This is a genomic window from Brevundimonas sp. UYEF29, assembly GCF_040546195.1.
Taxonomy (GTDB): Bacteria; Pseudomonadota; Alphaproteobacteria; order Caulobacterales; family Caulobacteraceae; genus Brevundimonas; species Brevundimonas huaxiensis.
Genome location: NZ_JBEPNH010000004.1, coordinates 155,539 through 180,222, shown reverse-complemented (window position 1 = coordinate 180,222; position 24,684 = coordinate 155,539). Strand labels below are relative to the sequence as shown.

Below are 24,684 nucleotides of genomic sequence, written 5' to 3'. Positions count from 1 at the left end.
AGGGGCCTCAGCGCCCCTTCTTCCTCACCCACATGGCGGCGTCGGCCTCGGTCAGCCAGACCTCGGCGTCGGTATGGCCGTCCCAGGCGCGCACCCCGAACGAGCCGCCCAGTTCGGTCTTCTGGCCGTCCCAGACGAAGCCTTCGGTCTTCAGCGCCTCGGCCAGCTGACGCGCCTTGGCCCGGCCCTCTTCGTAGCCCGCGTGCAACATCAGAAGGGCGAACTCGTCGCCGCCCAGCCGGCCCACCGCATCCGACTCGCGCAGATTGGCCAGGAACAGCTTGGCCACCGCGACCAGGGCCGCATCGCCGGCCGCATGGCCCAGGTTGTCGTTGACGCTCTTGAACCCGTCCATGTCCAGATACAGCAGCACCGCCGGCACCCCGTGCCGCTGGCAATAGGCCATGGTCCGCTGCATCGCCGTGATGAAGCCGCGCCGGTTCAGGGCGGGCGTCAGCACATCGTGGTCGGCGGCGGCCTCGGCGGCCGCGGCGCGCGTCTTCCACGCTTCCAGCTCGACGCGCAGGCGCGCGATCTCGGCGGTCAGGTCGTGTTCGGCCACGTCGGTCACGGCGCAGGGTTGGCTCCGAAGGCGCGACTCAGTCTGCGTCGCGCGGTCGAACGATGGTAGAGCGTGATCCGTCGACATTGAAGGCCGACATTACGGGCCGACGCGGTTGAAATCACGGTGTTGCGGTTGCGGGCGTCACCCGCGTGCTGTAACCGGCGCCTTTCCGCGAGGGGCCTTGCAGACATGGCGACTTCCGAAACCCCGGTGGCGATCATCATGGGCAGCCGGTCCGACTGGCCGACCATGAAGCTGGCCGCCGATCGCTTGGATCAACTGGGCGTCGCCTGGGACGCCAAGGTCGTCAGCGCCCACCGCACGCCCCAACGCCTGGTCGATTTCGCCACGGGCGCCAAGGCCGCCGGATACAAGGTCATCATCGCCGGGGCAGGGGGCGCCGCCCACTTACCGGGCATGGCCGCCTCCATGACCGAACTGCCGGTGCTGGGCGTGCCGGTCCAGTCCAAGGCGCTGAAGGGCATGGATAGCCTGCTGTCGATCGTTCAGATGCCGGCCGGCGTTCCGGTCGCCACCCTGGCCATCGGCGAGGCAGGCGCCGCCAACGCCGGCATCCTGGCCGCCCAGATCCTGGCCCTCTCGGATGAAGAACTGGCCGGACGCCTGGCCGCCTTCCGCGCCGCCCAGACCGAATCCGTCGCAGAAACCGTCGAGGACTGAGTGCCTGATCTTCCGCTTCCCCCCGGTTCGACCCTCGGCATCATCGGCGGAGGCCAGCTGGGCCGGATGCTGAGCCAGGCCGCCTCGCGCCTGGGCTTCGACGTCGTGATCCTGGACCCCGAGGCCGACAGCCCGGCCGGCCGGGTCTCGGCGCGCCAGATCGTCGCCGCCTATGACGACCCCAAGGCCCTGTCGGCGCTGGGCCGCGCCGCCGATGTCGTGACCTTCGAGTTCGAGAACGTGCCGGCCGAATCCATCGAGCGTCTGGCCGAGGCCGGCGCCCTCGTCGCGCCGGGACCGACTGCGTTGCGCGTGTCGCAGGATCGGGTGGACGAAAAGACCTTCCTGAACGCCGTCGGCGCCCCGACGGTCGCCTTCGCCGTCGTCGACACGCTGGACGATTTGGTCGTCGGCCTGACCGAACTGGGCTTGCCCGCCCTCTTGAAGACCCGCCGCGAAGGCTATGACGGCAAGGGCCAGGTCTGGATCCACACCATCGAGGACGCGCCCGCCGCCTTGGAAAGCCTGGGCGGCCGTCCGGCCATCCTGGAGGCCAAGGCGACTTTCGTGCGCGAACTGTCGGTCATCGCCGCCCGCGACTGGGACGGCCATATGGCGGTCTATCCGCTGGGCGAGAACCGGCACGAAGGCGGCGTCCTGCGCACCACCCTGGCCCCCGCCGCCGTGGATGAGAAGACGCAGGTTCGCGCCCGCGCCATAGCCGAGGCGATCCTGGACGGGCTGGACTACGTCGGCGTTCTGGGCGTCGAGCTCTTCGACCTCGGCGACGACGTGCTTCTGGTCAACGAGATCGCCCCACGCGTTCACAACACCGGCCACTGGACCCAGGACGGCTGCGTCTGCGACCAGTTCGAACAGCATATCCGCGCCGTCGCCGGCTGGCCGCTCGGCCCTGTGACGGCCCACGCCCGCATCGAAATGACCAATCTGCTAGGCGACGAGGTCGAGGACTGGCGCAAGCTGTCGGCCAAGTCCGACGAACGCCTTCACCTCTACGGCAAGGCTGAGGCCCGCCCCGGCCGCAAGATGGCGCATGTGAACCGGGTGTTGGGCATGGTCTGATCAGCCGACCTTGGTCGCGTCACACCGCACGACATTAAACGCGCCGTTGGGAATCGGCTTGCTCTCAACCCAGCAGATACTCGGTTTCACTCGTGACTGCGGCTCTTGGTAAGAAATTGCGCCCAAAAGCGCAGACCCAGCCAAAACGCCTACGCCACTCAAGACGATAGTCTTTCGCATCCTACACTCTCCGTTGGAGCGAAGGGGTCGCATGGCTTGCGCTCGTCGGCAACCTTGACGCGTTCGCCTTACACCCTCGCCCCATATCGCATGCGGCTCAGCGCATCGCTGACCTTTCGGAACGGCGCGTCGAAATCCTTGCCCGCCTTCCACTTCTCGAAGGCCATGACGTTTTCGATCCGGCGGGCGACGAAAGCCTCGGCCGTTTCGCGGCCGTCGAACCAACGCAGGGTCAGGGCGGGAATCAGGATGCCGGACAGGATCGTCCGCTTCGAATAGTGATTCCAGTCGGTCGCCTCGTCCCCGGCCCAGCGCCACAGATGATCCGCGCTCTCCCAAGCCAGTTTCAGTCCCAAGTCGGCGTTGACGGGCAGGGCGAGGAAGGCGGCGCAGCGACGCGTGGCCTCCAGATCGGCGGCGCCCGCCTCCATCCGCTCGGACACGGCGCGCGCGATTCGCTCGCGAATCTTCAGCGACTGGGCGTCGATTCCACCCAGAGCCGCCAGCGCTCGCGCATCATGGCGGCGCGACAGCAGGGCCGCCAGATCGCGCGGGCCGTTAGGCAGCAGCAGTTCCTCGTCGCCCTGCGACAAGCCGCACGCCTCACAGGCTTCGCGCACCAGACGCGCGTTCCAGCCCAATGCGGGCGCGCGGGCGATGGCGGCGTCCAGCACGATCTGTTCGGTCCGGTCGGCCCAGTCTGTCGTCTCGGTCATAAGGGCGATCATACGCCGGTCGTCATGGCGTTTCGAGCCTTGAAGAATGGTCGCGACGATCTGGACAGAAGGGGGCGGCTCGTGTATCAGCGCGCCTTCATCCGAGAGCCCGGCTGTCGGAAGACGATTTTATTTTGTTCGCCCGTCTCCCTCACAGGACGCGGCGGGCGGCCAAAGGAGAGTTTAACCTGGTTCAGATTTTCGTTCGCGACAACAACGTCGACCAAGCGCTGAAAGCCCTGAAGAAGAAGATGCAGCGCGAGGGCAGCTTCCGTGAAATGAAGCGCCACGTGCACTTCGAGAAGCCCTCGGAAAAGCGCGCCCGTCAGAAGGCTGAAGCCATCCGTCGCGCCCGCAAGCTGGCGCGCAAGCGCATGCAGCGCGAGGGCCTGCTGCCCGCGCCGAAGCCGCGCGTTCCCGGCGGTCGTTGAGACCCCGGCGAAAGCCGAAAGATTTAAGGCCGCTTCCCGAAGGAAGCGGCCTTTTTCTTTGCGTTTCGTTTCTGCGGAGCGTGGTTGAGGACTCTTGAAGTCCCACCGAAGAACCGCCGCGCCACCTCCCCATCGCGACGCGACGGGGAGGAGATAACCATGCCGCCTACGCCCGCCCGGTGATCGCCCGGCCAAAGCTCTTCCAGCTCAGCTTCACGTCCGAAAGCGCGCCGGCGCGGAAGGCCCGCCCGGCGATCCACACCATGAAGGCGGCGGTCGCGAACATGCCGATCAGCGTCAGGATCACCTCCACCAGCGGCGGGTCGCTGGGCGCGCGCGCACTCATCAGGAAGGGGGTGAAGAAGGGGACCCAGGACAACACCTTGACCACCGGCGCATCCGGACTGGTCAGGGCCATCTGCATCACCAGGATCGGCACGACCAGGATCATCATGATCGGCCCCATCAGGGTCTGGGCGTCGCGCGGCGTCTCGCAGAAGGCGCCGATGGCCGCGAACAGCACCGCATACATCAGGTATCCGCCGACCATATAGGCGAAGAAATAGAAGATCAGGCCGTCGTGCAGCAGCACCTGTCCGACCGTCGCCGCCGTCTCGGGCGAGGCCGAGATAAGGGTGAAGGCGCCGATCCCACCCCAGACGCCCATGACCGTCAGGGTCAGCAGCGCCACGCCCAGCACCTTGCCCGTCAGGATTTCGGTCGCCGAGGCCGAGGACAGCAGCACCTCCAGGATCTTGTTCGACTTCTCCTCCATCACGCTATTCAGCAGGATGGAGGCCCCTGTGATGACCAGCGACCACAACAGGAATCCGACGCCCAGGCCGATGAAGGACGGGATCCGGTCACGCATCGACACCTCGCCCCCGCTGGCCGCGCTGGGCGAGAAGGACTTCACCTCGGGCCGGAAGGTCTGAACCTCCTGCGCCACGGCCGGGGCGACCCCGGCGGCGGTCAAAAGCTCGGTGCGTCGCGCATCGCGCAGGGCGTTGCGGACGAAGCCTGAGACGTCGTTGTCGGTGGCGCGCGCGGTCCAGACCTGGGCGGCGGGCTTGCCGTCCGTGCGGCTCAAGAACACCACGGCGTCGAGGCGTCTGGCCTTCGAGGTCTGCTTGTCCAGCGCCTTGCGGATCGCCTCGTCACGCGCCGGGCCGACGGCGTCGGCGATGGCGGGCGGTACATCGACCAGACGGATCTTGGGGCCGGTGATGGAGGCGACGGCGCGCCCGGCGCCCGCCTGTCCCTTTTCGGCGGCTTCGCGCAGGCGCTCGTTCTGACGATCCACATCGGCTTGCAGCGAGGCGCGCACAGCGGCGGCCAGACCCGTCGCATTGGGGCCTTCCTCGATCACCGCCACCGACTTGATCGGCTCGGACGCCTTGATCAGCGCCGGAATGCCGCCGCCCAGCACGGCGAACAGCGGAAAGGCCAGAAGCGACAGCCAGAAGCCGACGGTCTTGGCGTAGGCGACATATTCGCGTCGCGCGATCAGCAGGGTGCGGTTCATCGGACAGCCTCCACGGATGCGACGGGTTGGTCGGGATGGTCCCCGGTCAGGCCGATGAAGGCGTCGTGCAGCGTCGGCTCCTTCAGCGCGAAGCCGCGCACGTCCAGCCCGTTCAGGAAGGCCGTCTTCAAGGTGTCCTGGCCCCCGGCGCCGGGCGCCAGGGCGATCTTCAGGCGACGCACGCCATCCACGTCGGACAGGGTCTCGACGCCCGCCACGCCGGGCAGGGCGGCGGCGGCGTCCGCGCTGATCGCCCCATCCAGATCCAGGAAACGCGGCGACGTGGCCTTGGCCTGATCCACCGTCCCCTCGAACGCCTTCTTGCCGCGCGCCAGCAGCACGACCTTGTCGCACAGCCGCTCGGCATGCTGCATCACGTGGGTGGAGAACAGCACCGTGGCGCCGTTCGCGGCCAGTCCGCGAATCATCGCCTCCAGACCCTGCTGGTTCATCGGGTCCAGACCAGAGAACGGCTCGTCCAGAATGACGAACTCGGGCTGGTGCACGACCGAGGCGATCAGCTGCACCTTCTGCGCCATCCCCTTGGACAGTTCCTTCATCTTCTTCTTCTGCGCCTCGCCCAGCCCCTGCTGCTCCAGTAGGGTCTTGGCGCGCTTGCGGCCCTCGGCGACCGGCAGGCCTTTCAGCGCGCCGAAGAAGGCGATGGCCTCGACCGGCGTCATCTTCTTGTAGAGGCCGCGCTCCTCGGGCAGAAAACCGATCCGGTCGCGCACCTTGCGCCCGTCGTCGGCGCCCAGGATCTCGATCCGCCCCGACGTCGCCGGCTGCAACCCCAGGATCATCCGCAGGGTCGAGGTCTTGCCCGCCCCGTTCGGTCCCAGAAAGCCGCAGATCGACCCCTTCTCGACCTGAAAACTCAGATCGCGCACGGCGTGGAAATCGCCGTATCGCTTGTTCACCCCATCCAGCGTCAACGCCGCCATGTCGCCTCCCAAATCCCTGTCGTCAGACTAGAATCCGACGACAGGGGACGCCAGCGACTTCGGCGCGGGTGCGCCTATTTCACCACAGGCAGGTCGATGTAGGAGGCGTCGTCACCCGCGTGATGGACGGCGTTGTCGGCGACCACGCCCTGGCTCTCGGTCTCGTTCGCCCCGCCCGTGTTCAGGTTGCGCACGAACTTGGGGAAGTTGGAGCTGGTGACTTCGACCCGGATGCGGTGACCGGGCTGGAAGGTGTTGCTGATGGTCAGCGGCGTGGGCTGCACGGTCGCAACCTGTCCCGGCGTCAGGGGCGCGGGGCGGTCATAGCCGTTGCGATAGCGCGCCCGCATGATGGTGTCGCCCAGGATATAGGCCGTGCCGTCCGGCGCCACATCCACCAGCTTGACCGCGAAATCGGTGTCGGGCGCAGAGGACGACACCTTCAGCACCGCATCGATGAAGCCGGTGACCTGCATCGGCTCGGTCAGCGCGTCCGACGTATAGACCAGCACGTCGTTGCGCGCCTCGATGGGCCGCTGATCAAAGGCCCCAGCCGTGACCAGCCCGCCGTTGCAGCAATCGCCGCCGCCGATGGTCTGGACCGGGTTCATCGGATCATAGCGATAGCGGTCGGCCGGCTCGCCGGCGGGCGGCGCCTGAAGGCTCAGCAGGCCATCGCCGTTCAGGCTGTTGGCCGCGCCGCCCGAGCGCAGATACATCCGCACCGTCTTGACCCCGGCCGGCGGCCACTGCGCGGCCGTGCGCCAGGCGTTTTCGCCCATGTTGAAATACTGCACGTGCGGCGTGCTCTCGGGGAAGGCGCGCCGTTCGCCCTTCAGCCAGCGGTCGAACCAGGCGTGCACCAGGGCGTCGCTGTCGAAGGTGGCGTCGCCCAGCGGCCGGTCGCCCGACTTGTAGTTCGGCCCCAGGCCCCCGAAGGCGCAGTGATTGTTGGGGCCGACCACGACATACTGGTTCTCTGCCGCCTCGCGATCCTGGGTCGTGGACCGGGCGTGGTTGAACAGCTCCATGTTCGGCCCGATGGAGACGTCATACCAGCTGTTGAACCACAGGGACGGCACGCCCCAGCCCATGTCGTCGTGATACAGGCCGCCCTGACGCCAGGCCGGATCGGACGGGGTGCGCGCGATCAGTTCCTCGAACGTGCCGGCCGGCTCGCCCAGGTCCTTCAGCATCTCGTTGACCGGCAGATGCCGGATCTGGCTGGGCCAGTTCACATCCGGCTTCTTGGCGTCCAGATCGTTGTAGCGAACGATGCGGGCGCGGGTTTCCTGATCGAGATCCATCGGGATCTGTGCGCGCTGCGGATTGTCCACGCCGTACAGCCACACGAAGAACAGGTTGCGCGGCACGCCCCCGGTGTACCAGTTGCCCTGTTCCTGGAACCGGCCGACCTTGCCGATGCCGGCGCCCGAGGCCTGGGGCACCATGGCGGCATGGGCGGGGTGGTTCTGGGCCGCCAGGGCCAGCTGCCATTCGGCGGACGACGAACAGCCCAGGGTGCCGACCTTGCCGTTCGACCAGGGCTGGGCCGCAATCCACGTCAGGGCGTCATAGCCGTCGGTCTGGGGATAGCCCAGGATCTGATAGTCGCCGCCCGAGAAATACCGTCCCCGCTCGTTCTGGATGACGAAGGCATAGCCTTTGCTGACCCAGCTCAGGGCCGAGCGCGTGGTGCGGGCGTTGTAGGCCAACTCGTTATAGGGCGTGCGCACGAACACCGTCGGCAAGGGGCCGGACGCATTCTTGGGGCGATAGACATTGGTGGCCAGTCCCACGCCGTCGCGCATCGGCACCATGACCGCCATCTGCACATCCGCCAGGCGCGACAGCTCGGTCTGTGCGGCGGCGTCGCTGTAGCGCCCATAATCCTGCGCCGAGGCGGCGATGGGCGTGGCGGCCAACAGGCCCGCGACGACGGCGGCGACGATCTTGTCCATATTCATCCCTCCCAGAACGAGAGGGGACACTAGGACGTTTGCCGCGCCCGTCGCAACGTAATGCGCGTCAGGCCTTGGCCTTGACCGTCACTTCGAAATGGCGATCGACCACCTTGGTCGGATTGACCTGGGCGCCGCCGCGACGGACCTCGAAATGCAGGTGCGGGCCGGTGGAATAGCCCGTGGAGCCGACCAGACCGATGCGCTGACCGGGCGCGACCGCATCGCCGTTCGCGACATCGATCCGGCTGAGATGGCCGTACAGGGTGCTCATGCCGTTGGGGTGGCGCACCTCGATGAAGTTGCCATAGCCCTCGGGGTCATAGCCCGTGCGGATGACTTCGCCCTCGGCGGCGGTGAAGACGGTTGTGCCCTTCGGCGCGGCGATGTCGACACCCTTGTGCGCGCGCGCCTTGGCTTCGATGGCCAGTTTGCGTAGGCCGAACGGCGAGTTGATCGCATAGCCGCGCACCGGGGCGGTGAAGGCGATCTGGCGCGTGATCGGACCTGCCTTCTCGACCTCGGCCTTCAGGGGCGGCGACACCGGCGCGGCGATCTGGGTCGGCGGCGGCAAGGCGGCCTCGCGCGCGGCATTTGGCGCGGCGGCGGCCGCGAAAACGGCCACGGCGGCGAAGGCGGCCGTCTGGCCGGAGTGGATCAACAGGGTCTTGCACCGCGCCATCGGCGCGTTGGATAGCAGGCGTCGCATTCGGCGGCCTCTCCAGCGTCTCTACGCTCTGGAATGAAGGAAGCGGCGCCCCGACAGCGCACGGCGTTCCGTGGAAGGGGCGGCTTATGCCTGCGGGCTTTGGCGACTTTGGGTCTAGGGCAGGGCGGCGGATGGTCGCATGACGGAACCGGCCGTCCGCCCGGGCCAGATCAGGCGATAATGTCGGGCAGGATGCGGTCTTCCAGCTTCACGATCTCGTCCTTCAGCGCCAGCTTCTTGCGCTTCAGCCGGGCGATCATCAGCTGGTCGGGAATGGCGGCCTGACCCAAGGCTTCGATCGAGGCGTCCAGGTCGGCGTGTTCCTGCCGCAGATGGTTCACCCGCGCCTGAAGCTCGGCCATTTCCTCAGTGATGGCAGGCGTGTCGTCGTTCATCGTGTCATCTCCACGCCGCTCGTCTCGGGCCGCTTATAGCCACGCTGATCTCAGGTCGGAAGGGCGTCTGCGAGCCGGATCAGGGCCGGGCGCGGGGTGACGTCCGCCCACATCCGGGCGGTGGCCGCCAGGCCGTCGATGATCGGGCGGGCCGGCCCGCTTGGTTCGGGCGCCAGCGCCTCCAGCGCGTCCAGCAAATGCCGCTCCGCCTCCAGCTCCAGCGCCTTGATGCGGTTGCGCACGCTTTCGCGCGGGGCGTCGTCGATATCGGGCACCGGCGCCTTCAGGATCCGCCGCACCGAACGCAGCGGGGCGACCACGACGCTGTCCCAGGCCCGGGCGGTGTCGCAGGCCGCCTCGATCGTCTCTTCGTCGGGCTTTCGGCCCGTCGCCGCGACCCAGGCGGACCACAGCAGCAACGGCACGTTCTGGTCGTGGCTGTCCTGCAGCGCCAGGCACGCCTCTCCAACGCCCGGCGCGCCATAGGCGGCGACCGCCCAGTCCCACAGCCTCATGACTTCAGGCCTTCCCAGCGCCGCACCGCGCCCCAATCCAGGCCGAACAGGTCCAGCGTCCGCCCCACCGACTGATCGACCATCTCCATGATCGAGCTCGGCCGGGCGTAAAGCGCGGGCAGGGGCGGGGCGATGATCGCGCCCATTTCGGCCAGGGCGGTCATGGTGCGCAGGTGGCCCAGGTGGAACGGCGTTTCGCGCACCATCAGCACCAGCGGTCGCCGCTCCTTCAGCGTCACGTCCGCCGCCCGCGTCAGCAGGGTCGAGGTCACGCCCGTCGCGATCTCGCTCATCGTCTTGATCGAGCAGGGCGCCACGATCATGCCCAGGGTGCGGAACGATCCGGAGGCGATCGTCGCCCCGACGTCGCCCAGCTTGTGAACCACCGACGCCTTGGCCGTCAGTTCGTCGGACGACAGATCGGTCTCCTGCGACAATGTGAGCAGGGCGGCCTTGGTCACGACCAGATGGCTTTCGACGCCCAGATCGTTCAGCGCATCCAGCACCCGGGCGCCATAGACGGCGCCGGAAGCCCCTGAAATTCCGACCACCAGTTTGGGGGGCGGGTTCCGTATGGCTCCGTTCACATCATCGTCCATTTTGAGGGTCAGCCTCCTTCAGGTCCGGGGCGACGGGCTGTCACTGGAAAGTGATTACACAGCGCGCCAAACCGGGCGCTCACTCTACTGGTCCCTAACCAAAGGAGGCGCAAGCCATGACCATCGAGGCTCGTATTCGCGAACTGGGTAATCGTCATCGCACCCTGGATGAGACCATCCAGAAGGAACTTACCCGCCCGTCCACGGATCCGTTGCAGGTCAGGGCGCTGAAGCAGAAGAAGCTTCGGCTGAAGGAAGAAATCACCAGTCTGGAGGCCCGCGCGACCTAGCGCCTGCCTCCCTGAAAACGACGACGGCCCCGGAGATCGCTCTCCGGGGCCGTTTTCGTTGCGCGAAGGCGGATCAGTCCTTGGTGCCGAACACCGATTCCGCCGTCGGCTCGGCGCCGGGACGTTGGCGGGCTTCCGGCACGAACTCGGGCTCGGCCTCGACCTGTTCGACGGGCTGGATCGTGCCGCCGCCGTTCTTCAGGTCGTCCTTGGCCTTCTTGTCGGCGGCCTTCTTGACGATCTCGTCCAGCGCCAGTTGGCCGACCAGGCCGAGGGTCACCGGGTCGACCGGCTTGATGTTGGCGCTGTTCCAGTGGGTGCGGTTGCGCACGCTCTCGATGGTGGACTTGGTCGTGCCCAGCATCTTGGCGATCTGGGCGTCGGTCACCTCGGGGTGGTTGCGCACGAACCAGGCGATCGCGTCTGGGCGATCCTGGCGACGCGACACGGGCGTGTATTTCGGCGCCGGCTTGGCCGACTTCAGCAGCTCGGCGTGGCGGCTGACGATCGCCTTCATGCGATAGTTCTCGTCGCCCTGGGCCTTGTCCAGTTCTTCGCGCGTCAGCTGGCCGCCGGTCACGGGATCCACGCCACGGATGTCGCGCGCCACGTCGCCGTCGGCGATGCCGCGAACTTCCAGCGGGTGCAGGCCGCAGAAGTCGGCGATCTGCTCGAAGCTGAGAGAGGTGTTGTCGACCAGCCAGACCGCAGTGGCCTTGGGCATCAGAATGTCGCTCATGGGGCGTTCGTCCCGGTGTTGTTGAGCCGCCGAATGAGGCTTCGGCTGGCGTTGGATACGACGGCGCCCGGCCTTTCGACCGGGCGCGTATGATGCCGATATAGGCCTATTCGACACAAAAGAAAACGCTGAGCGACAATCCCATACAGCAACGGTTCATCCGCCCTGACGCAACCTTCGCGGTAATGAAGCTTTTCAGCTTCGGGAGAGGAGAACCACCATGTCCATTCTGCTTGGCGCGGCTCTGGCCGCAGCGATGGCCTCGGGCCAGGACTATGCGCAGCAACGCGTCGCCCCGCGCGGCGGCTACACACAGTCGTGTTCCGAAGCCTATGTGAATCGCGGTCGTCTCTATGCCGATTGCCGCGATACCCGCGGCCGGATGCGCGGCACGTCGATCGAGCTAAACCGCTGCGGCGGCGAGGAGATCAACAACGACAACGGCCTGCTGGTCTGCGGGCGGTTCCGTGGCGACTATGAAGACAGCCAGTCCGGCCGTCCCGGCGGCGGCTGGGGTCCTGGCAATGGTGGGCCGGGCTGGGGCGGCGGCAATGGCGGTGGCTGGGGTCGGTCCTCGATCACCGTCTATGAGAACGCCAACTTCCGCGGCGCCTCGCGTGAGTTCACCAGCGAAGACCGCAACCTGGGCCGCACCCCATTCAACGACCGCATCAGTTCGATGCGCGTCGAAGGCCGCTGGGAAGTCTGCACCGACGCCGAGTTCCGGGGCCGCTGCCGCATCGTCGAAGGCGACGTCCGCTTCCTGAACGGCGGCTTCAACGACAACATCTCGTCGCTGCGCCCCGTGCGCGGCGGTCGCTACTAGACGCTCAGTACGATCTTGCCGATGTGCCCGCCGGCTTCCAGTTCGGCGTGCGCATCGGCCGCCTGCTCCAACGCGAAGACCGCCTGAACCGGCGGTTTGACCTTGCCGGATGCCACCCACGGCCAGGCGGTCGCCTCGACAGCCGCGGTCAGACGCGCCTTTTCGTCCGCCGGGCGGCTGCGCAGCGTCGATCCGGTCAGGGTCAATCGCTTCAGCATGATCCGCTGCAAATCCATCTCGACCTTGGGGCCGGTCAGGGAGGCGATGACCACCCAACGCCCGCCGGCATTCAGACTGTTCAGGTTCAGGGCGGCGTAGTCGCGCCCCACCATGTCCAGAACCACATCCGCGCCGCCCGCCTCGCGGATCTGCGCCTCCAGATCCACGCTCTTGGCGTCCAGGCTGATGTCCGCGCCCAGCGCCTTGGCGGCTGCGGCCTTGTCCGCCCCGCGTGAGGTGGCGATCACCCGGGCGCCGGCCGCCTTGGCCATCTCGATGGCCGTCACGCCGATACCGCTGGTCGCTCCGTGGATCAGCAACGTCTCGCCGGCCTTCAAGGCACCGCCCTCGAACACATTGGCGAAGACGGTGAAGACGGTTTCCGGCAGCACGGCGGCCTCTACGTAATCCAGACCCTCGGGGATCGGCAGGACGTGACGCGCATCCACCACGGCCAGCTCTGCATAGCCGCCGCCGCCCAGCAGGGCACAGACCCGGTCGCCGACCGTCCAGCGCGTCACGCCCTCTCCGACGGCCTCGATCTCACCGGCGACCTCGAGCCCCAGAATGTCCGACGCGCCGGGGGGAGGGGGGTAGGCGCCGGTGCGTTGCAGCAGGTCCGGCCGGTTCACACCCGCCGCCCGCACGCGGATCAGCACCTGACCCGGCCCCGCCACGGGATCGGGCCGTTCGGCGATCTTCAGGGCCTCGGCCGGTCCGGAACCGCCTTCGATTTCGATCACGCGCATCGCACTCGCCTTGCATTCGTCCGTATCCGGGCGTTCAGATAGGGACCGTGGACTGCCTTGGCCATGACAGCGCGAAAGGAAGGCGACGATGTTCGAAGATCTTGAACCCCGCCCGCAACGTGGCGAACCGCTGCGGGCCCTGTCACGCGAAGACCTGGATGTTTACGCCGTCGAGGATTTGCAGGAGCGGATCGCCGCGCTTGAGGCCGAGATCGTGCGCTCGCGCGCCGCGATCGAGACGAAACGCTCCAAGAAAAACGCCGCCGACGCCCTGTTCAACTTCGGTTCGTGATCGCGAATGGCACGTCCGCATGGCATGAGCGTTGCACCCATTCTGCAAAATGCCGCCGCCAGCGGCCGATTGCAGGACGGACCCGCACTTTTCCGATGTTTAAAGCTCAGATGACCTCCGCTCTCTCTCCCGCTGACCGCAGCCGCACCGTTCGCGATTTCGCCCGGTCGGAGCTGTTCGATCGCACCTTCCGCGAAGGCATGGAGTTGGTCGAGGAAACCGCCGCCTATCTGGACGGCGAGGGCCGTCGCGATTCCAAGATGCTGTCGCGCGCCGCCGCCCTGGCCTATGCCGCCGAGAGCATGAAGCTGACCACGCGCCTGATGCAGATCGCCTCCTGGCTCCTGGTCCAGCGCGCCGTGCGCGAAGACGACATGTCGCCGGAAACCGCCTGCGAGCCGCGCTATCGCCTGAACGAGCGCCGCATCGACGCCGAGCCCAGCCACGCCGAACTTCCGATCGCCCTGATCGAATACCTCGTGCGTTCGGAAAAGCTGTTCGACCGCACCCTGTATCTGGATCGCCGCATGTACGCCGACGATCAGGATCAGGCCCCGGAAAACCCGGTGCTCAGCCAGATGGGCATGCTCGAGGCGGCCTTCAGGGGCTGATCGCCCCTCTACGGCCCGACGTCGTTGGCGTCCGCCCGACCGTCGTCGATGGGCTTGGGCAGATTGACGCCGATGCCCAGCGCCTGCGCCAGCTTGTCGTCGCGGCCATAGACGTCCTCGCGGAACGCCACGCGGCCCTGACCGTCCACGAAGGCGGTCCAGTACAGCAGACGCACCGAGATTTCCCGGCCGGTGGTCACGCGCGTCGTCTCACGCGTATCCTGAGCCGTGTCGAACTGGGCCAGCTTGGTCGGATCGGGCGACAGCAGCAGGCGTGCGAACTCCACCGCATTCTGCACCCGCACGCAGCCGTGGCTGCGCTGACGCGTGGACAGGTTGAAGGCGGCCTTCGACGGCGTGTCGTGCAGGAAGATGGCGTAGCTGTCGCGCAGCTCGAACTTGACATAGCCCAGGGCCGAGCGCGGACCGGCGCGCTGGATGACCGTGCCGTCCTTCACATACATATCGTTGGCGGCCAGATACCCCGGCCCCTTGGGCAGGATTTCGCGGCGCGCGATGCCGGCCGGCACATACCAGGGCGGATTGGCCACGACCGAGGCGAACGGCTTCTCCAGACTGGGCGTCTGGTTCTCGGCCGAGCCGACCACGACGCGGTTGGAGTGAACCGGCTTGCCGTCCTTCCAATAGACCATGATGGCGGCGGCGGTGTTGACCTCGATCCGCTCGGGCGCAACCTCGCGCTTCAGCCAGCGACGGCGCTCCAGGTTCAGCGCGATCTGACGCGCACGGTCCTCGGCCGAGGCGCCCAGCGAGCGCTGGGTGCCCGCGCCGATCCGCCCGTCGGCGCCCAGGCCATGGCGATTCTGGAAGCTCTGCACCGCACGCTGCAGTTCGGCGTTGTAAACCAGGCCCTGCGCCTTCAACCGCGCGCCGTCTGCGGCCGACAGGTCGCCCTCAGCGGTCAGGCGGTCGATCAGAGCGGGGATGCGGCGATCGCTATTGCCCGGCTCGATGGTCGCGCCCTGGGTGAAGCGGGGCCAGCCGCCCTGCGCCGCCAGACGGCGATAGCGAACATAGCCGGCCGACAGATTCTGATAGCCGATGTCGGTCGGCGCCAAGCCGTCGTACCATTGGCCCAGCACATTGCGGGTCAAGGCGTCGCTGAGACCGCGCGGCAAGTCCACGCGGTTCTTCTGCATTTCCCACAGGTCCTCGACCGTTTCGGGCCGCACCTTGCCCTCGGCTAGGACGCGGGCATAGGCCAGCGCCGCCGCCGTGGTCCGCAGATCCGCGCTCGCGGGATCGGCCGCCAGTCCCACGAAGTCGAAATAGTCAGAGCCCGCCAGACCATGGCGATTGGCGCCGGCCGCGACGGTGTTCAAGGCGCGCACACGGTCGGCGTTCCACACCGGCCGCCAGCCGTTCATTTCATAGAAGGCGCGCACATCCGCCTGCTGCGTCTCGGGCAGACGCGAAATCTGGTCGTTGAAGCTGTTGTAGAAGGCGGTCGCCTCCGGTCCGCGCTGCACGAAGACCTGCTGCGCGCGCGCCGCCGAGCCAAGGGTCATGGCCGCCGTCGCGACGCCCAGACCCAGTTGCCGTCTATTCATCGTCTTCCGCTTCTTCGATCGCTTCGGCCAGCGTGGCCGACGCCCCTGGTACCCGAACGCCCCCACATTATCGGTGTTCCGACCAAACAAAAAGCGCCGGCCTTGCGACCGACGCTCTTGGTGTTCCGATTGCTGCGAGATGTCGCACCCAGGACGCGCTTACTTCTTGATGAAGCCGGCGAACTTGTTGTTGAAGCGCGAGACGCGACCGCCGCGGTCCATCAGCTGGGCGTTGCCGCCCGTCCAGGCCGGGTGCGTCGTCGGGTCGATGTCGAGGGCCAGCTTGTCGCCTTCCTTCCCGTAGGTCGAGCGGGTCTGGTAGGTGCTGCCGTCGGTCATCACCACGGTGATGAAGTGGTAGTCGGGATGGGTATCCGCCTTCATGGTCGTCGTCCGGTCTCTGCGCGGTGACGATGCCGACCGTCCGTGCGCGTGAAATGAGAAACCCGCCAGAAAGCCGGCGGGAATGAGGGGCGGCGTTTACACCGGGGGGCGTTCCGGGGCAAGAGGCGGGCGAAATGACCGATCAAGCCGCCGCCTCCGCCCCATCCGCCAACCGCGCCTCGGGCATGGCGTCGCTAGAAGGTCGGCCCAGCGCCGGCGCCCTTCTGGCCGAACAGATGTCCGAAGCGGGCGCCAAGCGCGCCAAGCGCCGCGACATCCGCCCGCTGGCGCGACTGATTCCCTTCGCCATGCGTCACAAGGGTCATGCCCTGATGGCGGTCTTCTGGCTGCTGCTGTCCACCGCCGCCTCGCTGGGCCTGACCGCCCTGGCGCGCGGCGCCATCGACCATGGGTTCGAGGCCGGCGGCGCCAATCTGAACATCTGGTTCCTGCTGCTGGGCGCCAACGCCCTGTTCCTGGGACTGGCGACCGCCGCCCGCTACTATTTCGTCACCCGCACGGGCGAGCGCGTCATCGCCGATGTGCGAAAGGGCCTGTTCGGCCGCATTCTCACGCTGGACCCGTCCTTCTACGCCCATATGCGCACCGGCGAAGTGCTGTCGCGCCTGACCACGGACATCGCCCTGATCGAGACGCTGATGACGACGTCGATCTCCTATGCGCTGCGCAACTTCCTGACCCTGATCGGCGGTGTGGCCCTGCTGTTCTTCGTCAGCCCCAAGCTGACCGGCTTCGTCCTGTTGATCGTGCCCTTCCTCCTGGGGCCGATCTTCATCTTCGGCCGCAAGGTGCGCAAACTGACCGTGGCGTCTCAGGACCGCTTCGCCAACGCCGTCGGCTTCGCCGGTGAAAGCGTGGACGCCATCGAGACGGTCCAGGCCTTCGGTCGCGAACAGAGCGCCATCACCCGCTTCGGCGCGGCGGTTGAGGACGCCTTCAACGCCTCCCTGACCCGGATGCAGGCGCGCGCCTGGATGACCGCCCTGATCATCGTCGTCATGTTCGGCGGCGTGACCCTGGTGCTGTGGCTGGGCGCTCAGGATGTGGTGAAGGGCGCCATGACGCCCGGCGCCCTGCTTCAGTTCGTCCTTCTATCGGTCTTCGCCGCGGGCGCCGTGGGCGCGCTCGGCGAAAGCTGGGGCGACGTGCAAAAGGCCGCCGGCGCCATGGAACGGATTGAGGAGCTGATGCGCGCCGTCGCCGGCATCGCCCCGCCGCCGCAGCCCACGGCCCTGCCGACGCCCCCGCGCGGCGAGGTGTCGATGTCGGCCGTCGGTTTCGCCTATCCGGGCCGCCCCGACCTTCCGGCTTTGAAGGGCTTCAGCCTGACCGTGCGCCCCGGCGAGACGGTCGCCCTGGTCGGCCCGTCCGGCGCTGGCAAGTCCACGGTCTTCCGCCTGCTGCTGCGCTTCTATGATCCGCAGACCGGCATGGTCTCGGTCGACGGCGTGGATGTGCGCCAGGCCGATCCCGTCGCCGTGCGCGACCGCTTCGCCTGGGTGTCGCAGGAAACGCCGCTGTTCTCGGGCTCGGCCTTGGAAAACATCCGCTTCGGCCGCGAGAACACCACCCTGGAAGAGGCCCGCGCCGTCGCCGAAAAGGCGCAGGCGCTCGGCTTCATCGACGCCCTGCCGGAAGGGTTCGACACCCCGCTCGGCGAGCGCGGCAAGAGCCTGTCGGGCGGCCAGCGCCAGCGCCTCGCCATCGCCCGCGCCCTAGTCCGCGACGCCCCCATCCTGCTGCTCGACGAGGCCACCAGCGCGCTCGACGCCGAAAGCGAACGCCTGGTCCAGGTCGCGCTCGATCAGGCGATGGAAGAGCGCACCACCCTGGTCATCGCCCACCGCCTCGCCACCGTCCTGCGCGCCGACCGCATCGTCGTCATGGACGACGGCCGCGTGGTCGAAGAGGGCACCCACGAGCAACTCGTCGCCCAGGGCGGCCTCTACGCTCGCCTCGCCGAGCTTCAGTTCCGCAACTAGGGCGCCGTGGTCCGCGCCAGCGCTGGGAAATCGCTGAACAGCGCATCGACCCCGGCCTCGGCGAAGGCTGCGGCATAGCCGGCCATGTCGCCGTGCCCGGCCGGGTCATCGCCTCTGCGTCGCTCGACGGGCAGGAAGGCGTTCTCGGCCCGCAGGGTCCAGACCACGACCTTGAGGCCCGCCGCATGGGCATCGGCGACCAGAGTGCTCGGCGCGGTCGTGCGACCTTCGGCGTCGCGCGGCAGGATCAGGGTCATCTCCGGCGCGACCCAGTCGGCATAGGTCGCGATCGTCTTCAGTCCGTCGGGCGTGATCATCTGGGCATAGGTCACGTCCGCCCGGTCGGCCGGTCCGCCCTTGGCCGCTGCGAGTTGAGCGAGCGGCGCATCGATCCGCGTCGCCAACCGCTCCAGCGGCCCGACCTCGAAACACTGGATGATGATCGGGGCGTCGGCGCCCGTCAGGCCCAGCCGCTCCAGTTCAGCGACGAATCCGTCCTCCATCGGCAAACCGATCGCGGCGAAATAGGTCGGGTGTTTCAGCTCCGGCGCTACGGCGATCGTCCGCCCGGTTCGCGCGGAGGCGTCTCGCGCGATGGCGACGACCTCGTCGAAGGTCAGGATCGTCTCCTGTCCGTCATGGGCGGCGCTGCCCGGTCGAAAGCCGGGCAATCGCTCCCTGGCACTCAGGGTCTTCAACTCGGCCAGGGTAAAGTCTTCGGTGAACCAGCCGGTGGTCTCGACGCCGTCGATGGTCTTGGTCGTCCGACGACCTGCGAACTCGGGCCGGTCGCCGACGTCGGTCGTCCCGCCGATCTCGTTCTCATGCCGATCGACGAAGACGCCATCCCGGGTCAGCACCAGATCCGGCTCGATCACGTCCGCGCCCTGTTCGATCGCCAGCTCATAGGCCGCACGCGTGTGCTCGGGCCGTTCGCCGGAGGCGCCGCGGTGGGCGATGATCAGGGGCTGGGCGCCAAACTGTGACAGGGCTGGCGTTCCGGTCAGAAGGACGAGTCCGCACAGGATGAAACGGATCATCCGCCTTGGATAGGGCAGGGGCGCGTCGCCCCTATGACAATCAGCCCTGCAAAACCTTGCGCAGGTGCGGATGCAGTTCGGTGTTCGACGCCAGGATCGACTTGCCCGTCTTGGGATCGCCGTCGTTCTCGATGGTCGTGACCCGGCCGCCGGCTTCGGTGACGAACAGGATGCCCGCCGCCACGTCCCAGGGCTTCAGATTGCGCTCATAATAGGCGTCGTAGCGACCGGCCGCGACCCAGGCGAAGTCCAGGGCGGCCGAACCCAGGCGACGGATGCCCGCAACGCGCTGGCCCACGGCGTGCAGGTCCTTGATCGATTGGGCGTGGCCCGACTTGCCGATGAAGGGCAGGCCGGTGGCGATCAGGCTTTCGGACAGGTCACGACGGCCGGCGACGCGGATGCGCTGGTCGTTCAGATAGCAGCCCTTGCCCTTTTCGGCCCAGAATAGCTCGTTCATGACGGGGTTGTAGGTGACCCCGGCGACGATCTCGCTCGACCCGTCCGGCGCGCGGCGCTCCAGCCCCACCGTGATGGCGAAGTGAGGCATGGCGTGCATGAAGTTGGTGGTGCCGTCGATCGGATCGACGATCCAGGTGTGGGACTTGTCCGTCCCCTCGACCATGCCGCGTTCCTCGCCCAGGAAGCCGTAGCCGGGGCGGGCCTTCATCAGCAGTTCGTAGAGCGTGTCTTCGGCCTTCAGGTCGGCGGCCGTGACGAAGTCGCCGGGGCCCTTTCTCGACACCTGAAGCTGGGAGACTTCGCCGAAGTCGCGCAGCATCGGGCGGGCGGTCTTGCGCACCGCATCGGTCATGACTTGGAGCAGGGCGGAGGCGAGGGCCATCGAGGAATCTCCTGGTCCGAAAGTCCTTCAAAGCCGCAGCCGGACAGTCGGAGAAGTTCAGAAAGGAACGGCCCCGAAAGGGGCCGCTTTGGCATGGTGGTCTGTTAGTCCGCGCGGCGGACGTATTCGCCGCTGGTCGTGTCGACGACGATACGCTCGCCGGCCGACATATAGGGCGGGATCATGATGCGCACGCCGTTCGACGCCAGCGCGGGCTTGTAGGACGAAGAGGCGGTCTGGCCCTTCACGGTCGGCTCGGTCTCGGCGACTTCCAGCACGACCTGATCGGGCAGCTCCAGGCCGATCGGACGCTCTTCGTGCATCTCGATGACGACCTTCATACCTTCTTGCAGATAGGGGATGCGCTCTTCGCCGACCCAGTCCTTCTGCAGTTCGATCTGCTCGTAGGTGGCGTCGTCCATGAAGACCAGGCTGTCGCCGTTGTCGAACAGATAGGAGAAGTCCTTCTGTTCCAGCGTCACGCGCTCGACCTTGTCTTCCGACCGGAAGCGTTCGTTCAGCTTGTTGCCGGTTTCCAGGTTCTTGGCCTCGACGTTGGCGAAGGCGCCGCCCTTGCCGGGCTTGACGTGGCTGGCCTTGGTGACGACCCACAGGCCGCCATTGTGCTGCAGGACCATGCCGGGCTTGATGGTGTTGCCGTTGATCTTCATGGGGTCACATCGGAAATGGAGTTGCGCCCTCGCACCGTTCGGGGCGAGGCGAATAGGGCGCGATCCCTAGAGGAAGCCCCGATAAAGGGCAAGGCGACGCAACCTAATGCAGGGTGCGCCCGCTCGAGGCGTCATCGGCCTTGCGATGCAGGAAGTTTCCGAACCGCACGCCCGACCCCAGCGGCGCCGCCATCTTGCCGGCCCCTTCGTCCAGCTTGCGCGCCTCGTGGGCGAAGGCGGCGGCCAGACCCGCCGACGACATGGCGGCGATCACCTGGCGCGCCATCGACGACGGACGCAGGCCCAGCCAGACGGCGTTCACCGTCTGGGCGGCCAGCCACAGGCCCATGGCGCGGGTGCGTTCGGGCCGCGACGGCGCATTCCACACCCGAACCGCGGACAGGGTGGTGGCGGAAAACACGGCGGGCAGGATCAGGCTGAAGGCGCCCCGCGGCTTCTCGGTGATCGGCAGATCCTTCTTGCGGACCTGTTTCAGATTGCGCTTGGGCGTCAGGGCGCCCGAGGCGATCCCATGCGCCAGCAGAGCAAAGCCAACCGTCAGGGCGATGCCGGCGACCACATGGCCGGCGCTGCGGCCCTCGCTGTTCAACAAGTCCATGGCGGCGTCGCGCACGTCGTCGATGGCGTCGTCGATATCGGTCATGGTCCGCTCCAGCTTGGCCCTGACAGGCTAATGGCCGGAGCGGATTGGGGTTCCGTCAGAAGGCAGAGCTTAGTTGCCGGTCGCCGCGCCGTCGGTGACGATCTCTTTCATCGCCGATTGCAGATAGTTCTGCGCGCCCATCAGCTCGATCAGCTTGTGCTGGTTTTCCAGGAAGTCGATGTGCTCTTCGGTGTCGGCCAGGATCTTCATCAGCAGGTCACGGCTGACGTAATCGCGGGTTTCCTCGCACTGGGTCACGGCGGCGGCGGTCGTGGCGCGGCTGTCCAGCTCCAGTTGCAGGTCGGCGCCCAGGCATTCGATCGGATCCTCGCCGACCTTCAGCTTGTGCAGGTCCTGCAGGTTGGGCAGGCCGTCCAGGAACAGGATGCGTTTGATCAGCATGTCGGCGTGCTTCATCTCGCCGATCGATTCTTCGTAGATCACGTTGCCCAGGTGCGCGAGGCCCCAGCTTTCGAACATGCGGGCATGCAGGAAATACTGATTTACCGCCGTCAGCTCGTTGGTCAGCACTGCGTTCAGCGTGCGCAGGATTGCGGGGTCGCCCTTCATGGCCATGGTCCTTGGTCTCGCCACGGCGCTATCGCCGTCTGTCGAGCGCAGCCATAACACAGTAAAACGCGGCGTGTTTATTTGCGAGTTTTTATCACTGCATTGAGAGTGCGAGTGACTGTCGCCCGCAGGCGAAGCAAACTATTCGGCTGCGAGTGCGAACGCTTCGCGGCTTTCCTGAATCATCTGACGCATTTCGCAGACGCATTTGGCGCACTGGGCCTGGCACTGGTTGCGCGCGAAGATGTCGCGCGGACGACAGGCGCCGGCCTCGATGGCCTGGGCGACATCGCGCTGGCGAAGACCGTTACAGTTGCAGACGTACACGAGGCGCTACACGTTTCACTGACTGAGAATGGTTCGCTATAGCAGTCCTTAAGGCGATTGCAAGTCGTTCGCATGGCTCAGCAGGCGGTGGCCCGTTGACGGATTGTCGCGGGGGCGGGCAATGACGGACATGGCCCGAACACCGATTGTCCCCGAGCGTCCGCCCTGCCGGCTGTATCTGATCACGCCGCCTGCGATCGCCGACCTGAACGCCTTTGCGCAAACCCTCGATCAGGCCCTGGCCGCCGGCGATGTCGCGGCCTTGCAGATCCGGCTGAAGCCCGCCGACGACGCCGCCATCCGCACGGCTGTCGAGGCGCTGGCTCCCATCGCGCGGCGTCATGATGTCGCGGTTCTGCTGAATGACCGGCCGGATCTGGCGCGGGCCACCGGCTGTGACGGCGTTCATATCGGTCAGGAAGACGGCTCGCTGGCCGAGGCGCGGCGTATCATGGGGCCGGACGCCATGATCGGCGTCACCTGCCACGACGACCGCGACCTGGCCTGGGACGCCGCAGAGGGCGGCGCCGACTACGTCGCCTTCGGCGCCTTTTATCCCACAGAGACAAAGGAAACGGTGCATCGCCCGCCCTTGGACATCCTGACCGTGTGGCAAGAGACGGTCGAGACACCCTGCGTCGCCATTGGCGGGATCACGGTCGATAACACAGCAGAGCTTGCCCAAGCCGGCGCTGACTTCGTGGCGGTCAGCGGCGGGGTCTGGAACCATCCCGACGGCCCAGCCGAGGCCGTCAGGCGCTTCAATGAAAAATTGAGGCCCTGACTTCAGGGGATATTAGGAACCGGCTGGTCCTATGCCGACCTCTTATTGGTCGGAACCTGTCCATGATCCTGAGCCGCGCGCTCAATGTCGATGATCCCCACAGCGCGTCCGTGAAGGGCGTACTGGCGGCTGGCCATCGGCCGAGCCCCGGTGGCGCCGACGGTCCGGACGGTTCCAGCCCGCTAGTCCCCGTGCTGACGGGCGTGGCGGTCGCCATCCTGGTCGCCGTGGCTGTGGCCTATGGCCGTTCGGCCGGGCTGGTCGCCGGCCTGTGGGGCGCCAGCGGCGTCGCGGTCGCCGTGTGGCTGCGCACCAGCCGTGGTCACGCCAGTGACCTCACCTTCGCAGGCGTCCTGACCGTCAGCATCCTGATCGGCGAGATCATCGCCGGCAACAAGCCGCCGCTGGCCCTGGCCTTCACCATCGCCAACATGATCGAGATCGTGGCGGCCGTTATGCTGGCGCGTCGCTTCTCGCCCACGCTCAATCTGTCCAGCCTGAATGGCGCGGTCAGCTTCCTGTTCTTTGCGGCGGTCCTGGCGCCGATCCCCGCCGCCCTGTGCAGCGTTCTGATCCTGTCGCTGATGGGCCAGGGCGACATCGTCTGGCAGGGTTTCCAGACCTGGTGGCTCGGCCACACCCTGGGCATCGCGGTCCTGGGGTCGCTGGGCATGTCGCTGACGCCTGCGATGTTCGCCCGCCTGCTGAAGCCCAGAAAGCTGTTGGAAGCCGTCATTCTGATCGGCCTGGTGCCCGTCTTCTACTACGTCGCTTTCACGGGCGACGTGCCGATGGGCTTCGTCCTGCTCCCGCTGTTGCTCGGCATCGCGGTCCGGCTCGGCGTCGCCGGCGCGGCCTTCACCCTGGTCGTGATGAGCATCCTGTTGGTCGGCAGCGCCATGATGGGGCATGGTCCCTACAGCAAGGGCGACCTGACCCACCAGGTTCTGATGGCCCAGATGCTGGTGCTGATCGGCTATATGCCCGTCCTGCTGGTGGCCTCATTGTTGGAAGAGCGCGATCTTCTGGCGGAGCGCGCGCGCGTTGGTCGCGAACGCGCGGAAAAGGCCTCGGAGGCCAAGTCTCGCCTGCTCGCCAACGTGGCGCATGAGATCAAGAGCCCGGTCGCCGGCATCATCGGCATCGGCGATCTGTGGCGGCAGGGCCATCTCGGACCGGTCTCGGCCCAGCAGGCCGAGATGTCCGACATGCTGGTCAAGACCGCGCGGCAGGTCGAAACCCTGGCCCACGATCTGCTGGACGTGGCGCGCGCCGAATCCGGGGCGGTCCGGGTCGATCTGCGCCCGACCGACATTCCGGGCCTGCTGGAAGACGTGCGCCGCACGTGCCTGCTGTGGCCCGACGTCGACCGCGTCACCGTCGAGGTGGTGTGCGAGGGCGATGGCTTGATCGCGGTCGCGGACTCCCAGCGTCTGGCCCAGATCATCACCAACCTGACCAGCAATGCGCTGAAATACGGCGGCTCTGGCGGCCGTGTCGTCCTGCGTGCGCTCCGTCAGGACGACTGCGTCCGCATCGAGGTCAGCGATTTCGGCCCCGGCCTGTCGCTTCAGAAGCAGGCGCAGCTGTTCGAGCCCTTCAACCGCCTGGGCCTTGAGCGGTCGACGGTCGAGGGGCACGGCGTCGGCCTAGCCCTGGCCAAGCGGTTGGTCGAGTTGCAGGGCGGCTCGATCGGCGTGATCTCCGCGCCGGGCGAGGGCGCCACCTTCTGGGTCGCGCTGCCCAAGGCGTGAGGTCGCGCTTGCGGTCGCCCGCCGGGCGCGCGATGGTCCGGC

The 24,684-nt window shown here is 67.1% G+C and carries 29 protein-coding genes; 10 read left to right on the top strand and 19 right to left on the bottom strand.

All coding sequences use genetic code 11. The features are described from left to right. Window positions 1–7: 7 nt before the first annotated feature. Entirely contained in the window at window positions 8–571 is a 564-nt protein-coding gene (locus tag ABIB58_RS08805; protein ID WP_354040363.1) for a GGDEF domain-containing protein, read from the bottom strand. Window positions 572–754: 183 nt separating this feature from the next. On the opposite strand from ABIB58_RS08805, the gene purE reads away from it, so the two are divergent. Next, window positions 755–1,246, top strand: coding sequence for a 5-(carboxyamino)imidazole ribonucleotide mutase (gene purE, locus ABIB58_RS08800; RefSeq protein WP_242078324.1), 492 nt, complete (start codon window positions 755–757; stop codon window positions 1,244–1,246). Beyond that, window positions 1,247–2,329 carry a 5-(carboxyamino)imidazole ribonucleotide synthase gene (locus tag ABIB58_RS08795; protein ID WP_354040360.1) on the top strand — a complete coding sequence of 361 codons (1,083 nt, stop codon included), beginning with the start codon at window positions 1,247–1,249 and terminating at the stop codon, window positions 2,327–2,329. A gap of 248 nt (window positions 2,330–2,577) precedes the next feature. On the opposite strand, the gene ABIB58_RS08790 is transcribed toward ABIB58_RS08795, so the two are convergent. After that, window positions 2,578–3,225, bottom strand: coding sequence for a COQ9 family protein (locus tag ABIB58_RS08790; RefSeq protein WP_354040358.1), 648 nt, complete (start codon window positions 3,223–3,225; stop codon window positions 2,578–2,580). 188 nt (window positions 3,226–3,413) lie between these two features. On the opposite strand from ABIB58_RS08790, the gene rpsU reads away from it, so the two are divergent. Beyond that, the gene (rpsU, locus tag ABIB58_RS08785) at window positions 3,414–3,656 is read left to right on the top strand and encodes a 30S ribosomal protein S21 (protein ID WP_026108547.1); all 243 of its coding nucleotides are present in this window, start codon (window positions 3,414–3,416) and stop codon (window positions 3,654–3,656) included. A 166-nt stretch (window positions 3,657–3,822) separates the two neighbouring features. Here rpsU and ABIB58_RS08780 read toward each other — a convergent pair whose 3' ends face one another. From ABIB58_RS08780 to ABIB58_RS08750, 7 genes are all read right to left on the bottom strand, one after another. Beyond that, on the bottom strand, window positions 3,823–5,181 hold the full coding sequence (locus tag ABIB58_RS08780) for an ABC transporter permease (RefSeq protein ID WP_045810281.1): 1,359 nt from the start codon (window positions 5,179–5,181) through the stop codon (window positions 3,823–3,825). Beyond that, a complete protein-coding gene (locus tag ABIB58_RS08775) occupies window positions 5,178–6,125 on the bottom strand; it encodes an ABC transporter ATP-binding protein (RefSeq protein WP_017505988.1) in 948 nt (315 codons plus the stop codon). The genes ABIB58_RS08780 and ABIB58_RS08775 overlap by 4 nt, the downstream gene beginning before the upstream one ends. Window positions 6,126–6,199: 74 nt before the next feature. Beyond that, complete coding sequence (locus tag ABIB58_RS08770; protein ID WP_354040355.1) at window positions 6,200–8,086, bottom strand: CocE/NonD family hydrolase; 1,887 nt, start codon at window positions 8,084–8,086, stop codon at window positions 6,200–6,202. A 67-nt stretch (window positions 8,087–8,153) separates the two neighbouring features. Further along, window positions 8,154–8,795, bottom strand: coding sequence for a M23 family metallopeptidase (locus ABIB58_RS08765; RefSeq protein WP_045810279.1), 642 nt, complete (start codon window positions 8,793–8,795; stop codon window positions 8,154–8,156). Window positions 8,796–8,965: 170 nt separating this feature from the next. Then, on the bottom strand, window positions 8,966–9,190 hold the full coding sequence (locus ABIB58_RS08760; RefSeq protein WP_017505991.1) for a YdcH family protein: 225 nt from the start codon (window positions 9,188–9,190) through the stop codon (window positions 8,966–8,968). A gap of 50 nt (window positions 9,191–9,240) precedes the next feature. Then, window positions 9,241–9,705: a TIGR02444 family protein gene (locus tag ABIB58_RS08755; protein WP_354040352.1), complete on the bottom strand. Its 465-nt coding sequence runs from the start codon at window positions 9,703–9,705 to the stop codon at window positions 9,241–9,243. Beyond that, entirely contained in the window at window positions 9,702–10,304 is a 603-nt protein-coding gene (locus ABIB58_RS08750) for a UbiX family flavin prenyltransferase (protein WP_354040350.1), read from the bottom strand. Before ABIB58_RS08750 ends, ABIB58_RS08755 begins: the two co-directional genes overlap by 4 nt. A 116-nt stretch (window positions 10,305–10,420) precedes the next feature. Here ABIB58_RS08750 and ABIB58_RS08745 point away from each other — a divergent pair, with 116 nt between their 5' ends. Next, a complete protein-coding gene (locus tag ABIB58_RS08745) occupies window positions 10,421–10,594 on the top strand; it encodes a YdcH family protein (RefSeq protein ID WP_017505994.1) in 174 nt (57 codons plus the stop codon). A 73-nt stretch (window positions 10,595–10,667) separates the two neighbouring features. Here the strand turns inward: ABIB58_RS08745 and ABIB58_RS08740 are convergent, their stop codons facing one another. Beyond that, the gene (locus ABIB58_RS08740) at window positions 10,668–11,333 is read right to left on the bottom strand and encodes a DUF1013 domain-containing protein (protein WP_039245300.1); all 666 of its coding nucleotides are present in this window, start codon (window positions 11,331–11,333) and stop codon (window positions 10,668–10,670) included. A gap of 220 nt (window positions 11,334–11,553) precedes the next feature. On the opposite strand from ABIB58_RS08740, the gene ABIB58_RS08735 reads away from it, so the two are divergent. Then, window positions 11,554–12,159 (top strand): beta/gamma crystallin-related protein, encoded by a 606-nt coding sequence (locus ABIB58_RS08735; protein ID WP_354040347.1) that lies wholly within the window; start codon window positions 11,554–11,556, stop codon window positions 12,157–12,159. Here the strand turns inward: ABIB58_RS08735 and ABIB58_RS08730 are convergent. After that, window positions 12,156–13,127, bottom strand: a complete 972-nt coding sequence (locus ABIB58_RS08730; protein ID WP_185223880.1) for an NAD(P)H-quinone oxidoreductase — start codon at window positions 13,125–13,127, stop codon at window positions 12,156–12,158. The genes ABIB58_RS08735 and ABIB58_RS08730 overlap by 4 nt on opposite strands. Before the next feature lie 88 nt (window positions 13,128–13,215). Between ABIB58_RS08730 and ABIB58_RS08725 the strand changes: the two genes are divergently transcribed. Both ABIB58_RS08725 and rcdA read left to right on the top strand, forming a co-directional pair. Beyond that, window positions 13,216–13,419: a DUF1192 domain-containing protein gene (locus tag ABIB58_RS08725; RefSeq protein WP_039245297.1), complete on the top strand. Its 204-nt coding sequence runs from the start codon at window positions 13,216–13,218 to the stop codon at window positions 13,417–13,419. A 110-nt stretch (window positions 13,420–13,529) separates the two neighbouring features. Beyond that, window positions 13,530–14,030: a protease adaptor protein RcdA gene (gene rcdA, locus ABIB58_RS08720; RefSeq protein WP_354040344.1), complete on the top strand. Its 501-nt coding sequence runs from the start codon at window positions 13,530–13,532 to the stop codon at window positions 14,028–14,030. An 8-nt stretch (window positions 14,031–14,038) separates the two neighbouring features. On the opposite strand, the gene ABIB58_RS08715 is transcribed toward rcdA, so the two are convergent. Together ABIB58_RS08715 and rpmE are read right to left on the bottom strand one after the other, a co-directional pair. After that, window positions 14,039–15,601, bottom strand: a complete 1,563-nt coding sequence (locus tag ABIB58_RS08715; RefSeq protein ID WP_354040342.1) for a L,D-transpeptidase family protein — start codon at window positions 15,599–15,601, stop codon at window positions 14,039–14,041. Window positions 15,602–15,760: 159 nt separating this feature from the next. After that, the gene (rpmE, locus tag ABIB58_RS08710) at window positions 15,761–15,985 is read right to left on the bottom strand and encodes a 50S ribosomal protein L31 (RefSeq protein WP_039245294.1); all 225 of its coding nucleotides are present in this window, start codon (window positions 15,983–15,985) and stop codon (window positions 15,761–15,763) included. 134 nt (window positions 15,986–16,119) lie between these two features. Here rpmE and ABIB58_RS08705 point away from each other — a divergent pair, with 134 nt between their 5' ends. Further along, window positions 16,120–17,988 (top strand): ABC transporter transmembrane domain-containing protein, encoded by a 1,869-nt coding sequence (locus ABIB58_RS08705; RefSeq protein WP_354040339.1) that lies wholly within the window; start codon window positions 16,120–16,122, stop codon window positions 17,986–17,988. Here ABIB58_RS08705 and ABIB58_RS08700 read toward each other — a convergent pair. From ABIB58_RS08700 to ABIB58_RS08675, 6 genes are all read right to left on the bottom strand, one after another. After that, window positions 17,985–19,028 carry a glycerophosphodiester phosphodiesterase gene (locus tag ABIB58_RS08700; RefSeq protein ID WP_354040337.1) on the bottom strand — a complete coding sequence of 348 codons (1,044 nt, stop codon included), beginning with the start codon at window positions 19,026–19,028 and terminating at the stop codon, window positions 17,985–17,987. The two genes, ABIB58_RS08705 and ABIB58_RS08700, sit on opposite strands and share 4 nt — an antisense overlap. A gap of 40 nt (window positions 19,029–19,068) precedes the next feature. Further along, a complete protein-coding gene (locus tag ABIB58_RS08695; RefSeq protein WP_295187009.1) occupies window positions 19,069–19,872 on the bottom strand; it encodes an inositol monophosphatase family protein in 804 nt (267 codons plus the stop codon). Between the two features lie 104 nt (window positions 19,873–19,976). Further along, window positions 19,977–20,543, bottom strand: coding sequence for an elongation factor P (gene efp / locus ABIB58_RS08690; protein ID WP_017504556.1), 567 nt, complete (start codon window positions 20,541–20,543; stop codon window positions 19,977–19,979). A 103-nt stretch (window positions 20,544–20,646) separates the two neighbouring features. Further along, entirely contained in the window at window positions 20,647–21,207 is a 561-nt protein-coding gene (locus ABIB58_RS08685) for a tryptophan-rich sensory protein (RefSeq protein ID WP_045810268.1), read from the bottom strand. A 69-nt stretch (window positions 21,208–21,276) separates the two neighbouring features. Next, on the bottom strand, window positions 21,277–21,777 hold the full coding sequence (bfr, locus tag ABIB58_RS08680) for a bacterioferritin (protein ID WP_026108332.1): 501 nt from the start codon (window positions 21,775–21,777) through the stop codon (window positions 21,277–21,279). A 141-nt stretch (window positions 21,778–21,918) separates the two neighbouring features. Next, the gene (locus tag ABIB58_RS08675; RefSeq protein WP_017504559.1) at window positions 21,919–22,104 is read right to left on the bottom strand and encodes a (2Fe-2S)-binding protein; all 186 of its coding nucleotides are present in this window, start codon (window positions 22,102–22,104) and stop codon (window positions 21,919–21,921) included. 130 nt (window positions 22,105–22,234) lie between these two features. On the opposite strand from ABIB58_RS08675, the gene thiE reads away from it, so the two are divergent. Together thiE and ABIB58_RS08665 are read left to right on the top strand one after the other, a co-directional pair. After that, on the top strand, window positions 22,235–22,888 hold the full coding sequence (gene thiE / locus ABIB58_RS08670; RefSeq protein WP_354040333.1) for a thiamine phosphate synthase: 654 nt from the start codon (window positions 22,235–22,237) through the stop codon (window positions 22,886–22,888). Between the two features lie 62 nt (window positions 22,889–22,950). Continuing rightward, window positions 22,951–24,642 carry a sensor histidine kinase gene (locus tag ABIB58_RS08665; RefSeq protein WP_354040331.1) on the top strand — a complete coding sequence of 564 codons (1,692 nt, stop codon included), beginning with the start codon at window positions 22,951–22,953 and terminating at the stop codon, window positions 24,640–24,642. Window positions 24,643–24,684 lie beyond the last annotated feature (42 nt).